This is a genomic window from Methylohalomonas lacus, assembly GCF_024808875.1.
Classification (GTDB): domain Bacteria; phylum Pseudomonadota; class Gammaproteobacteria; order Methylohalomonadales; family Methylohalomonadaceae; genus Methylohalomonas; species Methylohalomonas lacus.
In genome coordinates this window covers 197,218-213,659 of the sequence record NZ_JANUCT010000002.1, presented here as the reverse complement: position 1 = coordinate 213,659, position 16,442 = coordinate 197,218, and the positions used below count along the sequence as shown (strand labels likewise).

The following is a 16,442-nucleotide window of genomic DNA, read 5'->3' as shown; positions in this document are numbered from 1 at the left end:
CCCGCCGACTGGAGCACCGCACCGGCCGTGCCGGCCTCGGTCACCAAGCCGTAGCTCACCGTCGAGACACTGTCGCGCGCGCTCACCACGAGGGCGCCGTTGTTGACCGTCACCACCTGGGCATCACTGCCCGTCGCCGCACTCACAATGCCGGCCTCGTTACCCGTGTTGGCCGAGTCGGCCGCACCCTGCACCGTCAGACCGGCAGCACCTAATTGATTCAGATTCTGGACAACTACCTGCTGCTCGCCAGCAGTATCATTAGTACTCACCAGGGCGCTGGCACCTTGGCCCTCACCACCCGTGATTGTCATATATTCACGCGCATTAATGTCCTGCGCCAACGAGGGAGAGCCGGAGCCCACTCCATCCGCTGTAATAGCTGCATACTGCCCCGTACCTAGGCCGCCGGTGACTTCAATAAAGCCCTCGACATCAATGAACTGACTGGCTGCGCCGGCGTTATCGGCGAGGATTTCAGCATAAGCGTCGGTTGCCGCCGTGGCGGTATCGGCCTCGACGGTCAGATTGCCGCCGACCAGGATGGACTGCGCCAGATCGGCGCCGGCATCCACGCCGTTGGACGTGATTTCAGCGTAGGCGGAGTCATCATTGCTGAGACCGCTGCCACCAAGGATGTCCAGGTTACCGGTAACGTCGACGGACTGGCGGCTCACCGAAGTGACTTCGGCATAGGCGTCACTACCCGTGCCGCCACCAACTTCCATGTTTGCGCCGACGAGGATGTCCTGGAGGGCGCCCGAGGTGATCGCAGCATACGTGGACTCGGCGGCGATGCCGCCGTCGGCGCCACTGCCCCCGAGGACATCGAGCTCGCGCCCGACATCGATATCCTGATTGCCGGTCGAGGTCACTTCGGCAAAGGCGTCGACACCAGTACCACCCTGCACTTCCATATCGCGGTCGGCATCGAGGTCCTGCGTGCCTCCGGAAGCCACGAAGGCCTCGGCGGTATCGGCACCGCCGGTCACGAACAGGTCACCGGCATCACCGGTCGACGGATCGCTGTCGCCGTCGACAATATCAATGGACTGCTGGCCGGTGCCGGTCAGCTCGATATTGGCAATACCGCCGTCGGCCGTGGTCGAGCCGAGTACGTGCAGGCTACCGTTATTGAGCGTAACAGCTTGGCCGTTGGGCGTGGTATTCGAAGCGCTGCGGATAAAGGCGTCGCCGTCGCTACCGCCGGTGCCGCCGGCCACCACGACATTGCCTGTCGTCGTGGTGATGGTCTGGGTACTGCCGCCATCGGTCTGCTCAATGTAAGCATCACCGCCGTCAGTACCGTCGCTGCCACCTTCCAGACCCAACGAAATGTTATTGATACCGGCGAAGGTCAACGTACTGTTGCCGCTGATGAATATGCCCTGCGTATCCACGGAGCTGATGAAGGCGTCCGCAGTCTGACCCGAACCGCCAGCCAGGGTTAGATAGCCGTCGATCGGCGTACCCACTGTGCCAATACTCTGGGAGCTGGCAGATTCGATAATGGCCTGGGTATCCAGAACCGTACCACCATCCAGGGTCAGATTACCGTTCTGCACCAGGACTTGCTGGTTATCATCGCCACTCATCGATACGAGTGCGCGGCTACCGGCCACGTCGCCGCCATCGATATCGAAATTGCCGTCCGCCACGTCGATGGACTGGTTACCCGCGGACTGGATCACCGAACCAACGGTGACACTGCCGGTGCCGTACGTCCGGGCATTGGAGACACTGTCGATACCCGCCAGCACCAGATTGCCCTGGTTGACGGTGATGCTCTGGCCATTGGCAGATGTCGAATTGCTGACGATGCCGGCTTCGTTATCGTCGGTGACGGTGCCGGTAGCCCCGGAAATGATCAGGGCATCGGTGGCGGCATTACCGCTAGTGTTCTGCACTTCGATGTCCTGTTCGCCGTCATTAATGGTACGCACCAGGGCATAGGAACCGTCGCCCGTACCACCTCTGACGGTCATAACTTCACCGACAGTAATGTTCTGGGCATCGACGCCTGTGGCAGTGCTTTCTGTCAGTGCAAAGGCATCTATACCTGCGCCACCAATCACATCATAGTTATTGGCGACGTTGATGGTTTGATTACCGCGAATAAGCGCGTAGTTGCCACTGCCGGCGACACCGTTGGTGCCACCCTCAACCAGCAGGTTACCGCTGGCTACGTTATTCGGATCGTCCAGGACGTCGATATTCTGCTCACCCTGCGAGACCAGTTCTGCAAAGGCATTACCGTTAGTAGCATTACCACCAAGCACAGTCAGGGCATTTGTCTCGACATCCATTAGCTCAGCCGAATTTACCGACACACTGGCGCCATCAGCATCACCACCGAGCACGTCGATAACGCCGCTGTTAGCGGTCGCCGTCATGTTGACGTTGCCAGCAGCTCCACCAGCTTGGATCAAGGTATCGGATGTCGCAGTGCCATCACTGGCGGTAATAAGGATACCGTCAATACCATCCCCCGTGTTTGCATTCGCGGCCGTCAGATTAATGGCGCCGTTATTAGTGGTTATTTCGGTACCGGTTAAGGTTGTCTGGCCATCGCCGATATTAAGGTCATCAGCAGCAACCATTTCGATAAAGGCATCGCCACCGGTCGTGCCGAGTGTCTCAACCACTGTATCTATCGCGATAATATCGCCGGAATCAGCGCCGGCCGCGTCGTTGCGAATGCGGATAGCACCCTGATCAACGGCATCGGCGGTGTTTCTGCCGCCGGAGACCGTGCCTAGCGGCGTATTAACGCCGGCACCGGCACTAAATAGGTCCATAACATCGGTAACGGTGATATTACCCGTACCGGTAACGGTGCCCACCCCTGTATTCAGGATGTTGATGTTGCCGCTAGCTACTTGGTTACTGAAGCCGCTGAGCGTGGCAGAAAGATCATCGTTAGCTACCGCGAGATCGTAATTGCCTGTAGTCCGGATCGGGCTGGCCAATGAGCCGATGCCCTGATTGGCTGCTAAAAGCAAGTTGCCGCCGTTCATGTTCAGCGTGGCAGCCGCACCGCCGCCTTGGAGAATGGCACCGTTATCAGCGATTAGCAGAATATCCTGACCAGCAACTGGGGCGAGCTGGCTATTAACCTGGATATTGCTGGTGCCGAGATTGGCTGTATTTCGGATACGGATATCACCATTGCTACTGGAGTTCACCGAAACGCCCTGCAGATTAAGACTAGTGCCGCTGGGATTCTCTTGGGTATCAGCAATAGTGATGGTGCCAGCACCGAAGACATCGGTAGTATTGGTCAAATAGAACCCGCGGGTCGCGTTTGAATCGGCGTCGACAATTTCGGCGCCGAGGTTAAAGGAGCCACTAGTTAGCAAGGCATTGTCGATCTCACCGATACCATCTTCCGCCTGCAGGATCAGCTGACCTCCGGACATGGCGATAACCCCATTGCCACTACCGCCTTGAATAATACGGCCGCCACTTGCAACGTCATTGGCAACAAGAACCACGTTCTGCTGATTCTGGTTAACCTCAATAATATTATCGACTGTAATATTCCCGCCCAGATTATCTATGCGGATATTCTTGGCATTACCAGAGTTAATGGTTGCCAGTTGCCGAACGCCGTCAAAAGTCCCCAGCACGTCATGGTCGCCAGCAAATGGATCTCCGGCGTGTTCAGGGGTATAAGCCTGCATGCTGCCAACGGTCACGTCACCATCGAAGCTTTGCACGAAGAATCCGCCAGTGCTGCCGCGGTTGGTACCGGCCAGGGTATAGGAACCGTTGGTCAAAACCGGTGCACTCAGACTGCCGACGCCCTGGCGTCCAACCAGCAACAGGTCACCGCCGGACATATTAATGATGCCCGAGTTTGAATTATTGATAGCCGAGAAGCCGGTCGTACTGTTACCGGCAATGAGATGTACATTGGAGTCCGTGCCGGCGTTAATGCCTGCATTGTCGATATTTAATGTCGCCGTGCTGGTATTGTCACCGGTGGAAACATTCAATGTGGCCGGACTAGATTGGCCGAAGGTACCGCCTACGGTGATGGAACTGCTTTCCCGGACGAATATATTGCCAGCATTTTTGTTAAAGCTCAGATTAGAGGCCTGGGAATAAATGCCGTCTGAAAGATTGTTACCGACATCACCGATGCCCTGCAGATCGATGGTATTGGCGGTAACCAGGGAAGTATTGCCGCTGGTCTGCAACAGGCCGTCGTGATTGTAGCTGACGGTACTGCTGGCGGTAATGGTCGACTGCATCAGGGCCTCGTTGAAGAAAAACTCGACGTTCTGGCCCGTGATGGCAGCACTGGATGTCTGTGTCAGATCCTGTCCGCCCGAGGAACCCAGATTGATGGCGACCGTCTGGGCGGCATCAATGGTGTCGTTAAGAGCCAGATTGATTGACCCATCGTAACGAAAACTGCCGGAATTGGCGTCCACCGCGCCAAAGGCTTGTACCTGGTTACCGGGATTGTTCAGGGTAATGGAACCGGTGCTAGTAAAGAGGCGAACTTCCGAGTCCTCTTTCTGAACATTCAGGGTTGATGCACCCTGGGTCAGACTCCCCGGGGTAGTCGTATTGACGTCAAGATCACCGAACACCGTACCTTCCAGCGTAGTGCCGGAATCACGCTCGGTCAGGTAAACCGGAGATAAATCGTTGCCGCCTGGATCCACCTTATTGAAAATGACCCGCAGCGATTCAATGTTGATCTTGTCAGGCGCCGTGGAAGCGGCGCCGACCTGGCCGGTGCTGCCAAAAGTGATATTGCCCTGGACACCCGAACCGGTTGCGCGGATGCGTCGCTGGGCAACGCTGTTGTCCTGGGTCAGGATGCCGCGGTTATTCAGGAAAACATTATTGCCGTTGATATTCTCGTTCAGGCGGAAATTGCTATCGCCGGTAGAGCCACCGGTACGGCTATTAAGAGTCAGATCGCCACCGGCGTCGATGACCACGGTCGGCGTTCCCCTCTGGGCGAGCACAACGCCATTACCAATACCGCCGCCCAGTCCTGCGGCACCGTTGAGGTAAGTGCCGTCCGTAGTTAGTAGGCTGGAGCCTTCAATTGTTATGTTGCCGGTTCCAACACCTGACGAGGCCGTGGTAATACTGCCCGAATCAGTCAGAAGGAAACCACCGGTGTTGTTCTGATCATTATCGGAGATAAAGTTGAAGCTGGCGCCGGAGATACCACTGACGTCACCTGTCACAATGATGTCGCCGTCTGCGGTAAATGTGGTGTTACTAGCATAAGTGCCCCCGGCGATGACATTCTCCTCAAGACCACCGTCCAGGAAAGCAGTCGTGCCCGTACCAGCCGCTACCGACCCATTGTTCTGCACGCCACCGCCAATAACTACCGTACCACCGGTACCGGCCCCGGCCTGCACGGTCACGCCACCGTTGACCACCAGTGTCGGGCCCGGATTTGCCGAATCATCTACAGTAATGTTTACGTTGCCGGAACCAGTAACATTATTGGCCAGCGTGATGGAGGGGGAACCAGAACTGGTACTGGAAATATCCACGGCATTGGCCGCTGATACACCCGTAGTCGTGACACTATCCAACGTGATAGAGCCGACCGTAAACGGCGTATCCTCATTGCGATAATTCACCAAGCCGCCGGCGGCGTTAATGGCCACAGTGCCAATGTCCTGCGTGACAAACGGGACACCGGTATCGCCGACACGGGAGCCCGCCCTGAGTGCCAGAGCGGTGGTACCGTCACCGGCGCCGACCACGGCAAATGGCGTAGAACCTTCGATAAAGGTGGACGAGCGGAGCAGCATAGTGGCGTCGCTACCGGTTTGGGTAATGCCGTCGAGGGTCAGCGAGGTGCCGGCACTAACGGCATTGTTGTAGCCCAGGTCGCCATTAACCGTACCGGAGACGGTGGAGCTAATCAGGTTCTGCATAAAATGCATGCCGGCAATAGTCTTATTGAATGCGACATTACCAGACGAGGATATGAAAGGATCTGCCTGGGATACGCCGATGTTTCCATCGCCGCCCAGCGTCAGCGTGCCTGCGGCAGTAGTCTGGGCGATACCGCCGTTGGAGTCGAGAACACCGTCATGAACGAGGTCCACCGAAGCGGTGGTGTTGGAACCAACATTGGCCACCAAGGTTATACCGCCACTGCTGTCAAGGGTGATGCCACCCGTACCGGTTATGCCATTGTTAACAATGAAATCGCCGCCCCTATTGACCAGTTCAACGGTATTGCCGGCACTGGCCGTGACCCCGGCGGTCGCCGTGCCCGGCGCCGCGATGTTTCCAACCGTGATGTCACCGGGTGTGGCGGAATTTTCGATAAAGATACTGCCGTTGGCGGCGTTGGCCGCGAAGGTATACGCCCCGCCAGTGATAATCGGGTTCGAGTCTGTCCCAAGGGCGTCAGCTCGCAGCTTGAGTTGTCCCCCGTTCATGGTAATTGCCTGGCCGTTGCTACTGGTCAGTGACTGCCCGGCAGCCAGCTCTATATTGACATCGCCGCCGCCAGCCGTGACTCCGCTAACACTGCCCAAGGCATCGATATCCAGCGAAGTTCCGTTACGGATATCCAGATTCAGAGTTGACGAGGCATCCCCGAGGTCCGAAGCAAGCGCACCGATTGCGTTGCCAATCTGGGTGATATCGAAGTTACTGGTGGCGGCGCCAGCGTTCAACTGCCTCAGAAGCAAGCCGCCGGCAGTAATCGAACCACCGGTCTGCGCGACATTACCCCCCGTAACACCCACCTCGACAAAACCGCCGGCGTCAATGGTGCCGATGGCATCAAAACCGTCGGACTCGTGCAGACGGAAGTTGCCAGTCACACTGACGGTATCAAGATCATTGATAGTGTTGGCCGCGTTGGTCAGTTCGGCATTGCCGGCAAGGGTTTCCACATCCAGCTGATTCGCCTGGATCGAGGTGTCGGCATCCTGAGTAATGGTATCGGCCGATGTAATATCGAAATCGCCGGTGCCCAGCGCCACATCTCCGAGCAGCGTAACCTGATTATTGTTGAGCGTTGCATTACCGCCATTGGTGGTTAGCTCCACCGCGCCTGTCAGTTCGTGATCCTCGTCGAGAACAATGGTATCGGCGGCCATTGTCGTTTCGAACGAGGAGGTTCCTGTTACGGTCAGCACGCCACTGTCAACGATAGGTCCAGTTGAAGATACTGTCAGATTATTGCTGATCGTCGACGTGCCGAGATTCGTGGTCCCGGTGTTTGCCAGGCTGACATCGGTGCCCTCAAGCTGGATAACGCCGGACAGCGTGTTCGAATTCACGCCGTTGGCCAGATTGACGAGATCGAAAGGCGTCTGGCTCGTGGCATCGTCGATCGAGCGGAACGTAGCCGTACCGCCTACCGTGATATCGCTACTCTGGGTGATTTCGGCCGAGCCGGCAGGCGTAGTGGTGAAGTCTGCACCACCGCCCGTATTGATCACCAGACCACCACCGAAACTGTTCCCGGTATTGCTCAGGTCCAGTGCTGCTGTGCCGCCGGGATCGGGAGCAGCCGAATCGAATTCATCGCCCTCGGCCAGCGCGATCACCGTAAGGCTTCCGGTGGTGTTGACCGCCCCGCCGCCGAGTTCGGCATTAATATCGACGTCACCGACGCGACGCAGGACGATGGAATTGTCGGAGGCGCTGAAAGTCCCGTCAAAAATGTTGCCGGCGTTATCCATCGTGGTCGAGCCGCTGGCGTTAGATGTGAAGTTGCCATTGACCAGAACGGGATCAGTTTGGCTCACCGAGCCATCGGTCCCGACCACCAGGTTACCGTCGATCAAGCTGGTGCCGCTCGAGGGCGCCCCGTCACCGAAAACGATCGAGGCAATGCTGAAAATCTCGGCATCGCCGATGTTTTCGTTGTTATTGGTCAGGCGAGTTATGCCGGATACCGTGATATCGCCCGACATGTTCTGGAGTATCTGGCCACTGGCAGTGTCCTCCTGAACGACCGTCAAATCGCCATTGACTACGCTGGACAAGCCACTAAAGGTAATGGTGCCGTTGTTCCTAAGGGTCACATCACCATCGGTTCCGGCCGTCGTCAAGGTAATACCGCCGCTGATAGTGTTGCCGGTATTGTCCAGGGTTATGGCCTGATCATTGTTGAGCGTTTCGAATGCCGTGGCGCCGGTCGCCGTAACCGTCGTACCGCCGGCCTGGGTAATCGCATTATCCGAGGTCACCGTCAGCGAACCGGCGCTGATATCGCCCAGCGTGGTGCCGCCGGCGACAGAGTTGCGGAAGGCTGTCGCGGCACCGGTCATGGTCACCGTGCCGGTGATCGCGTTCGACGCGTTATTCAGGGTGATGGCATTGGTACCGGCGTTAGCATCCACCGCAAGGTCGGTGACGTTCGTGATGGCGTTCGCCTGGGTGACATCGCCGCCGGCCGTGATCGTGAAGGGATTACCACCGAGGTTAACGCCGGAGGTAATCCCAACCGTACCGATCGATACGGCCCCGAGTGTCTGCAGATCGACGGCCCCGCTGGTGCTGCTGGCGAAGGTGTTGATGTCGTGGGCAGCACCGTCCAGAGTCACCGGGCCGCTGCCGCGGGTGGCAAGGCCGCCGACTGTAATCGCGTTGCCGTTGTCGTTGATGTTGGTACCGGAACCCAGCACCAGCTCATCGGCATTAGCCGGATTGATAGCCGTAGAAAGGCTGAGAGCGCCGGTATCAGCATTGCCGACGCGGATCACGTCGGCGGTAATTTGATCCAGTTCAGTATCAGTAAGGCCCAGTGTACCAGGCGCATCAGGGCCGCCGAGATTGATTTGCACGCCGTTTGTAAACTGCCGCAGCAACACCAATTCACCGGCTGCGCTGACCGTAGCACCGAGATTAATGTTATCGCCGATCAGACTCACCGTGTCGACCGCGGTCAGACCGGCAGCAATATCGATCGAGTCAGTGCCTGCCTGGCCGGTGAGGCTCAGGATGCCGGTGTCTGTCTCCACTGAAGCATCGACATCAATTTGATCGCCTGCATTTGCCATCAGTGCATTAAATACCGACCCACCCGTCAGGAACTGGATATCGGAATCGGCAGTGGTATTGAGTTCGACGGTGCCGACGTTATCACTGTTCGCAGCGGTAATGCCGTCAACGAAAATCCCTGTACCACCACCGGTCAAGGCTGAATTCAGGGTCAGTGTATTAGCGGTAATTAAACCCAGCTCGGTATCATCCAATGTCACATCGCCAGCGGAGGCGCCTAAGCCAATGGTCTGGGCACCGGCATTAACCGTAATAGCATCGAAATCCAGACCGGCATTGACGTCCAGGTCGTTGCCGACATTCAAAATCAGTCCGCCGCTCCCGGCATTGTTGACGGCAGCGTTGACTATAATGTCACCGGCAGAGGCCGTGCTCAGAGTCAGGGCATGTACAGTATCGTAAGCACCCGGACCATGGCTTTCTGTAATCGTTATATTGCCTGGTTCACCGGGGCTAATGACAGCATTAACCGTAGTCACTTCGACGTCTGCGATGTCCAGTGCCGCAAGCAGCGTCGCCCAGGTTAATACACTGGGACCACCACCAGTTGGCTCAAATGGGTCACTGTCTATGTTGTTATCAGGACCGGTATTGTTGATTTCAATATCCGCCGGATCGAGCAACAGCGTACCCACGATGCCTTCCGGCGCGGTCAGATCGACCATGCCGCGGAAGTCGAGGAAGTCTTTGCCGGAAACCTCGGCGAAGCCGCCGTCGCCGCCTTCCGTGCCGCCGGTGGCGCTAATCTTGCCCGTGAAACGGGTGTCGCCGTCGGCCCAGACGATCACCTCGCCGCCATCACCCTCGGTTACAGCGTCGGCCTTGATTTCAGCGTCCGAACCAACATGGGTGCGTTCGGCATTCTGGATATCCGCATCGTTACCCTGGAAGCCACCACCGATGTTGACCTGGCCACCGCCGGTGTCACCGGAGGCATCGACGAGGGCGTCGCCGATCAGGGCGACGCGATCGCCGGTGATCTCGACGCTGCCGCCGGTCGCGCCGTCGGCATAGCCGGAGGCATCCACCGTGCCACTGTTCATGACAGTGGCGGTGTTGTCGTCATTTGAACCGGCGGCGATTTCGATCTCGCCACCGCTGCCGTCGGCATTCTGCGCGGCGATGGTACCGCTGTTTTCGATATTGCCGCCGCCGGCGGTCAGGCGCACGCGGCCATTGGAGGTATCGGCGCCAGTGGCACGCACGGTGCCCTCGTTATTGATGGCAACGGAATACATGGAACCGGTGGCATCGAGCGTGGCCCTGGCGGCTTCGACGTCACCGCTGTTCTTGATGGCCGCACCGTCTTCGATGCTGTCATTGCTGGTACCGACGAGCACCGCACCGCGGTTATCGCCTTCGGCACGCAACAGAACCTCGGTGCCCGCGAGCAGGCCGGCTTCCCCGGCCGCGCTGATGCTGCCGCTGTTGTCGATCTTGCGTGCGATCAGATACACATCACCGCCGTTCGCGGTAATCGTGCCCAGATTCTGGATGGCGGCCTGGGATTCACCGAGGAATGTGAGATCGCCGCCTTCCATGAAGGCCTCGTTGGAGACATCCAGCGTCGAGGCCAGGAAACTGTGGGTATCAATGACGGCGTCGGCGCCGACCAGAATGCCGTTCTGGTTGATGAGGAAAATGTTGCCGTTAGCAGCGAGGGTGCCGAGGATTTCCGAGGGATTATTACTTATGACGCGGTTCAGGGTAGAAGACGAACTATCGGGCTGCAGGAACTGGGTCAGTTCATCGGCACCGATGGAGAAATCCTGCCAATTGATGACTGCGCGATTGCTCCCCTGGGTAATGATCAGGTCGTTGCCGGATCGCTCGAACTGGACATCGCCGGCAGCGACCTGCTCACCGCTTGGGTTGGCCCAGACAACGCCGGTAGGCGCGAGAAACTGGAGTGTGAGTAAAACAGCGCAGAAACGAGCCTGCAATCGCTGTGCCAAGCGACTTTGAGCGGTCAACATATCAATTTTCCCCTGACTAACCGATCTCGGGCTGGATGCGTGTGGCCGCGCCGCCGATAATCCGGTTATAGACTAACAATTCCCCCGGCAATCCATAGCACCGAGCATGAATCCTGTTTGTGGCTTACAACTTTATTTACAGCTTGCCAAACTGCGCGATGACTGTGGCCTCAGGCGCAACTGGTTCATTTCCCCGTTACAGTTGACTTTACGGTCCCAGGCCCTCACCCGGCACCGTAGAGCGTCATACAATGCATGACGCTCAAATCAACTCCACATGGATAATCCGTTGCCTGTTCCCGAATCTCAATACATCGGCATCACTGGCCGGGACATCCTACATGTGGCTCTTGGATATTGGCCGATTGGGGATAAGGCTGTCAAGCCAAATCACCAATCACCCGTTACCAAAGAGATTTTTAGCTGCCGCTGTTCACGGTGCGATCCTGGACAAATCCGGTGCCGCAGCCTGTCCACAGATGACCGGACTCAACGGATCAATTGTTGATGCCGGACTTCAGCGCCTGCCACCATGCATCGATCTCACTGTCCTCGGGCATGAAGGCATGTGCCTCCATGGCACGCTCGCTGACTGCCTGACGGAATTCCTGCCGCGCCCGATTCTGTAGGGTCTGGCGAATACGCGGCTCGACTTCATCAAGGCTCAACTGGCGGCCCTCAAGCGTGCGTCCTTTTTTCAGGATGTGCCAGCCATCTTCGCTTTGTATGCGCGTCATTTCATCTTCACCGACATCGGCAAGGGCCTCCGCCACTTCAGGCTTGAGCTGGCCGGTCGGTACGGCGCCCATATAGCCATCATTCTGGCGGCTGGTGGCGTGCGCTGAATGCTCGACCGCGGCGTCGGCGAAACTCAGCTCGCCGGCCTTGATCTGGTCAAACAGGGTCCTGGAGCGTGCCTCGGCCTCGTCAGCCGTCAGCCCTTCCTCACTGACCGGCAGGAATATCTGCCAAACCTGGATGCGGTCACTGGCCCGGAAGCTGTCGCGGTTGTCGTCGTAGAATTCGCTGACCTGCTCTTCGGTGGGAAAATCATCCGCCAACTGCTCATTCATAAGCGTATTCAAATAGGCCTCACGCAAGACATTGTTGGCAGCACGCTGCATGAGGAAACGCACGTTATCGTTTGCCGTCATGTTGTTGTCATGAGCAGCTGCGGTGACTGAATGATTGCGGGCCTCCTGTTCAACCAGGTTTACAAACAGGGCCTTTTCATCAAGTATCCGCTCTCTCTCTGCGGCACCGAGGTTGGCAACCACGCGGCGTACATGTTCTTCGCCCAGTTTGTCACTTGTTGTGGATCCTGCTGCCCAATTATTGCTTGAATCTTGCGCGGCAGACTCGCTGCTCGCCTGAGCATCAGCGCTGGTTTGTGTTTCTTCCGCGGCCGGAGCGTCCTCACCAGAAATAACAGCATCCGGATTCGCTATCATCAATCCGATGATAATGCCCAGGCCCAGAATTGCTGCGCCGATAGTCAAGGAAGTAATTGATTTCATGATAGTTCCATTTAGTAAAAAAGCGGGTTTGAAGCCCAATGTTCAATAGAGGTTCAGCACACACAGGAATGAGGGCGACCTTAACCAACAGGTTGAAGGCCGTGAATCTGATATCCCCCTGACCATAGAAAGCTATGGTTGAATATTCGGTCAGTCTATATTAATAGCTCCAGAACCTTCAATACTCCTGCACCTAGGCTGGCGCGAGTCGAGTACAACCGGCGCTGAATGCAACCCGCTAACTGCATAGCTGCCTGTTCTGATTTGGCGATCGAAACCCTGCTCACCGCACATTTATAATGTGTGGCTCATCCATAGCCATCGGTGTCGACACGCCACCCCCGGGCTACGGCTGGCTGTAGCGCAGGAACATCGCCGCATTCTTGGAACGCGGGTTCCAACATTTCATCGAGGCCAACCCACTGCCGTTCAGGCGCGCCCGGCAACGGCGCACCAGGCGCCACTGAACAACCCGGTCCCGACCCCGCCGGGATTACCTCCTAGGAGGTATAGATTTTCAGCTTATTTGCTACACTTGTCTTGTGCACCATTTTTGTGCAACTGCGGTAGCCCGGCCGGGCACCGTTGTACCCGCCGGGCCATGGCCATTTCCACACTTATAAGAGCTAACAGCAACAGGCGGGGTAGCATGGCACTCATAGGCAAATGGGCTTTTATTGCCGGTCTGGTGATCGCCGTACTTGCGGGCTTTGGCCTGGACTACAGTTGGGTCACCTGGGTACTGGCCATCCTCGGACTCGTCGTCGGCTTTCTCAATGTCGGCGAACAGGAAACGCAAACCTTTCTGCTGGCCGCCATCGGTATGTTGATGTCGGCGTCGGCCATCAGTGTCATTCCCTATATCGGTGATATCGGCACGGCCATCATCGCCAATGTCGTCGCTTTCATCTCGGCGGCGATCCTGGTCGTGACACTGCGCTCGCTGTTTGTTACCGCGCGTCATTAAGGCGCTTCCTGGTGTTCCGGCGACGCCCGCTGAGACGGACGTCGCTGGTCTTTATAGAGCCACCCTGCCCTGTACCTCTTGAATGACGCCATTGTGTTCCTGTTTCAAATTGAATGGCATCCATAGAGCCCGGTTCACGTGATTAATATCAGAAGATCAATAGATTGAGCTTGAAATATCTTGAACTCTGTCGATCTTTAGTGAATCCGCACATGCGGGTCGGCCCAGATAGTAGCCCTGATAAGCATCACACCCCATAGCCTGCAGCAACTGATACTGCTCTCGAGTCTCGACACCCTCGGCGATCACTGATTTATGCAGATTGTGCGACAAATCGATAATCGAGCGCACGATTTCGAGATCGCTTGGATCGCTGTTCAGATCTCTGACAAACGAGCGGTCGATCTTGATTTCAGTGATGGGGAGTGTCTTCAAATGGTATAAGGAGGAGAAGCCGGTCCCGAAATCGTCGAGGGATAAAATCACGCCCAGATCGCTCAAACGGGCCATTTTCTGGATGATCTGCTCAATATGGTCAAGCATGAGATTCTCGGTCAGCTCCAGTTTCAAAAGCCAGGGACTCAATCCGCTGTTATTGAGGGCCATAGCCACGGACTGAACAAAGTTCGGGGAATGGAACTGCCGTGGGCTGATATTCACCGAAACCCGGATCACCTCACGCGGATACGTTCGCATCCATTTACTCGCCTGCTCACAAGCCCGGCGTAATGCCCACTCACCCATTTTGACAATAAGGTTGTTCTCCTCGGCCACTTCGATGAACTCGCTAGGGCCGAGATACCCGCGGACTGGATGTTGCCAGCGGATCAATGCCTCATAGCCGAACAGTGCACCGCTCGCGTGGAATTGAGGCTGGTAATAAAGTTCGAACTCATCGCGTGCAAGTGCTCTGCGCAGTTCAGACTCAAGCCGTAGACGCTGGGATATCTGCTGCTCCATATCCGGGTCAAAGAATCGCACCGCATTCTTGCCCGTCGCTTTGGCAGCATACATGGCCATATCAGCTTGCTTCAGGATTTGCTCAGGGCAGATTCCGGTTGTCGGTTCTATGATTGTCATGCCGATACTCGGCGTCAGAAATATCTCGATGCCGCTGATCAGATACGGTTCATTACAATGGTCAACAATCTTGTTGGCGACGCGTCCGGCCCGCTCAACCACCGTTGTCTGATCCTGTCCCAAGGACTCCAGTAGTACAACGAATTCATCACCGCCGATACGGGCGACTTGGTCACTGTCGCGCACAGCCCCCATTAGCCGTTTTGCCATCTCGATGAGCAGATCATCGCCCACAGTGTGACCGAAGGTATCATTGACTCGCTTGAAATCATCAAAGTCGATGAACAGCAACGCACTGGACTGTACGTTGCCTGTGGCGGACACGATCTCCCCCAGCCGATTCTGTAGATACCGCCGGTTGGGCAGATGGGTCAGGGCGTCGTAAAAAGCCAGATCGTGGGCCTGACGTTCAGCCTGTTTCTGCGCCTGGATATCCTTCTTGATAGCTATCCAGTAACGGATGACACCGCTGTCATCGGCAACGGGGCAAAATCGCGATGCCACCCAGAATGGCTCACCGCTGCGCGTATAATTGACAATCTCGAAATCAATGGGCTGGCCGGCGTGCATCGCCTGCCATATACGCTCGACAGTGCTTGGATCAGAGGCCTCACCGAGCAGCCGGGATACTGGGGCGCCCAGCAACTCGTCCCGGGCAAAGCCGGTGCGCTCGGTCACGGCTTCGTTGACGTATACGATCAACGGACCCGGTGGCGCCATCGGACTCGCCTCGGTGATGATGACCATATCCTGAAGGTGCCCCATCACGGCCTGCAGTAACGAGTTCAGCAGGCTGTCATCCGGCAGAGCTCCGGATGACAGTGACGCTACCGGTTCACACGGATCTACCGGTGCTTGCCCGGTTGTTAGGGACTGCTGCTCACCATTTCTGTTGGTGTGTTGTTGGTGTGGGCCGCCGTTTGCCAATCTTCACGATCTGCCATGGCAGCAATATTGTGCGTTTAACACAGCTCCTCCCCAGCATCATCGTTAAGACGCCATTCTACCCTTGAATAGATTAGCATGAGATTGTGAACTATCACATACATACCTTCTTCACCATATAACCGCTATTTTGTTATTCTGCGGTCGCTTGACCACCTGATGACGGCTTATTGACCATGGCAATGACACTTGCATTCGATGTATACGGAACCCTGTTTGATACTAGGAGCATCATTGGCGCTCTGGCTCGGGAAGGCATCGATGGACCTGCGGATCTAGCCCACTTGTGGCGACAGAAACAGCTCGAGTTCGCTTTCAGACGCGGACTGATGCGTATGTACATGCCGTTTGATGCCTGTATCCGCGATGCGCTGAAATTCAGCTGCTATACCCGGGGACTGGATCTGGACGATGATCGGGTTGAAGCCCTGTGCGAGCAGTACCGCCGTTTGGACAAGTATGAGGATGTCGACGCGGCACTTAAGGCCTTGGCCGCATCAGGTTACCGGCTCGTCGTCCTGTCGAATGGCACCCCCGATGATCTGGCTATCCTGCTTGACCATGGCGGCATCCGCCACTATTTCGAGCAGATACTGAGCGTCGATGCGGTAAAAAGCTACAAGCCCAACCCGGAAGTCTACGAGCTACTTCTGCGGGAGACCGGCTCCAGGCCATCAGAGACCTGGATGATATCCGGCAACAGTTTCGATTTCATTGGCGCGCTAAACCACGATCTGAACGCCGCCTACATACGTCGCGGCCCGGATTTTGACAGTGATTTCTGGGAAATGACGCCGACGCTGACGCTCGATCAGCTCACCGAGCTTATCAATCTGCTGCCCAATCGCTGAGGTTGCTTAATAGACTAAGTCTAAACATGGACTCGCTAACATCATGTATATTAAGTACTGGACATGTCTAACACCCCCTGTAAGCATGTCC

Annotated in this window: 5 protein-coding genes; 2 read left to right on the top strand and 3 right to left on the bottom strand. The window is 56.6% G+C overall.

Annotated features, from left to right (window positions below):
- Window positions 1–10,991: filamentous hemagglutinin N-terminal domain-containing protein (locus tag J2T55_RS02275; RefSeq protein ID WP_259053979.1), on the bottom strand; the 10,991-nt coding region annotated here is incomplete at its 3' end.
- Window positions 10,992–11,488: 497 nt separating this feature from the next.
- The gene (locus J2T55_RS02270; protein WP_259053978.1) at window positions 11,489–12,547 is read right to left on the bottom strand and encodes a peptidylprolyl isomerase; all 1,059 of its coding nucleotides are present in this window, start codon (window positions 12,545–12,547) and stop codon (window positions 11,489–11,491) included.
- 610 nt (window positions 12,548–13,157) lie between these two features.
- Between J2T55_RS02270 and J2T55_RS02265 the strand changes: the two genes are divergently transcribed.
- Window positions 13,158–13,475 carry a hypothetical protein gene (locus tag J2T55_RS02265; RefSeq protein ID WP_259053977.1) on the top strand — a complete coding sequence of 106 codons (318 nt, stop codon included), beginning with the start codon at window positions 13,158–13,160 and terminating at the stop codon, window positions 13,473–13,475.
- Between the two features lie 156 nt (window positions 13,476–13,631).
- On the opposite strand, the gene J2T55_RS02260 is transcribed toward J2T55_RS02265, so the two are convergent.
- Window positions 13,632–15,482 carry a putative bifunctional diguanylate cyclase/phosphodiesterase gene (locus J2T55_RS02260; protein WP_259053976.1) on the bottom strand — a complete coding sequence of 617 codons (1,851 nt, stop codon included), beginning with the start codon at window positions 15,480–15,482 and terminating at the stop codon, window positions 13,632–13,634.
- Between the two features lie 194 nt (window positions 15,483–15,676).
- Here J2T55_RS02260 and J2T55_RS02255 point away from each other — a divergent pair, with 194 nt between their 5' ends.
- On the top strand, window positions 15,677–16,351 hold the full coding sequence (locus J2T55_RS02255; RefSeq protein WP_310521962.1) for a haloacid dehalogenase type II: 675 nt from the start codon (window positions 15,677–15,679) through the stop codon (window positions 16,349–16,351).
- Window positions 16,352–16,442 lie beyond the last annotated feature (91 nt).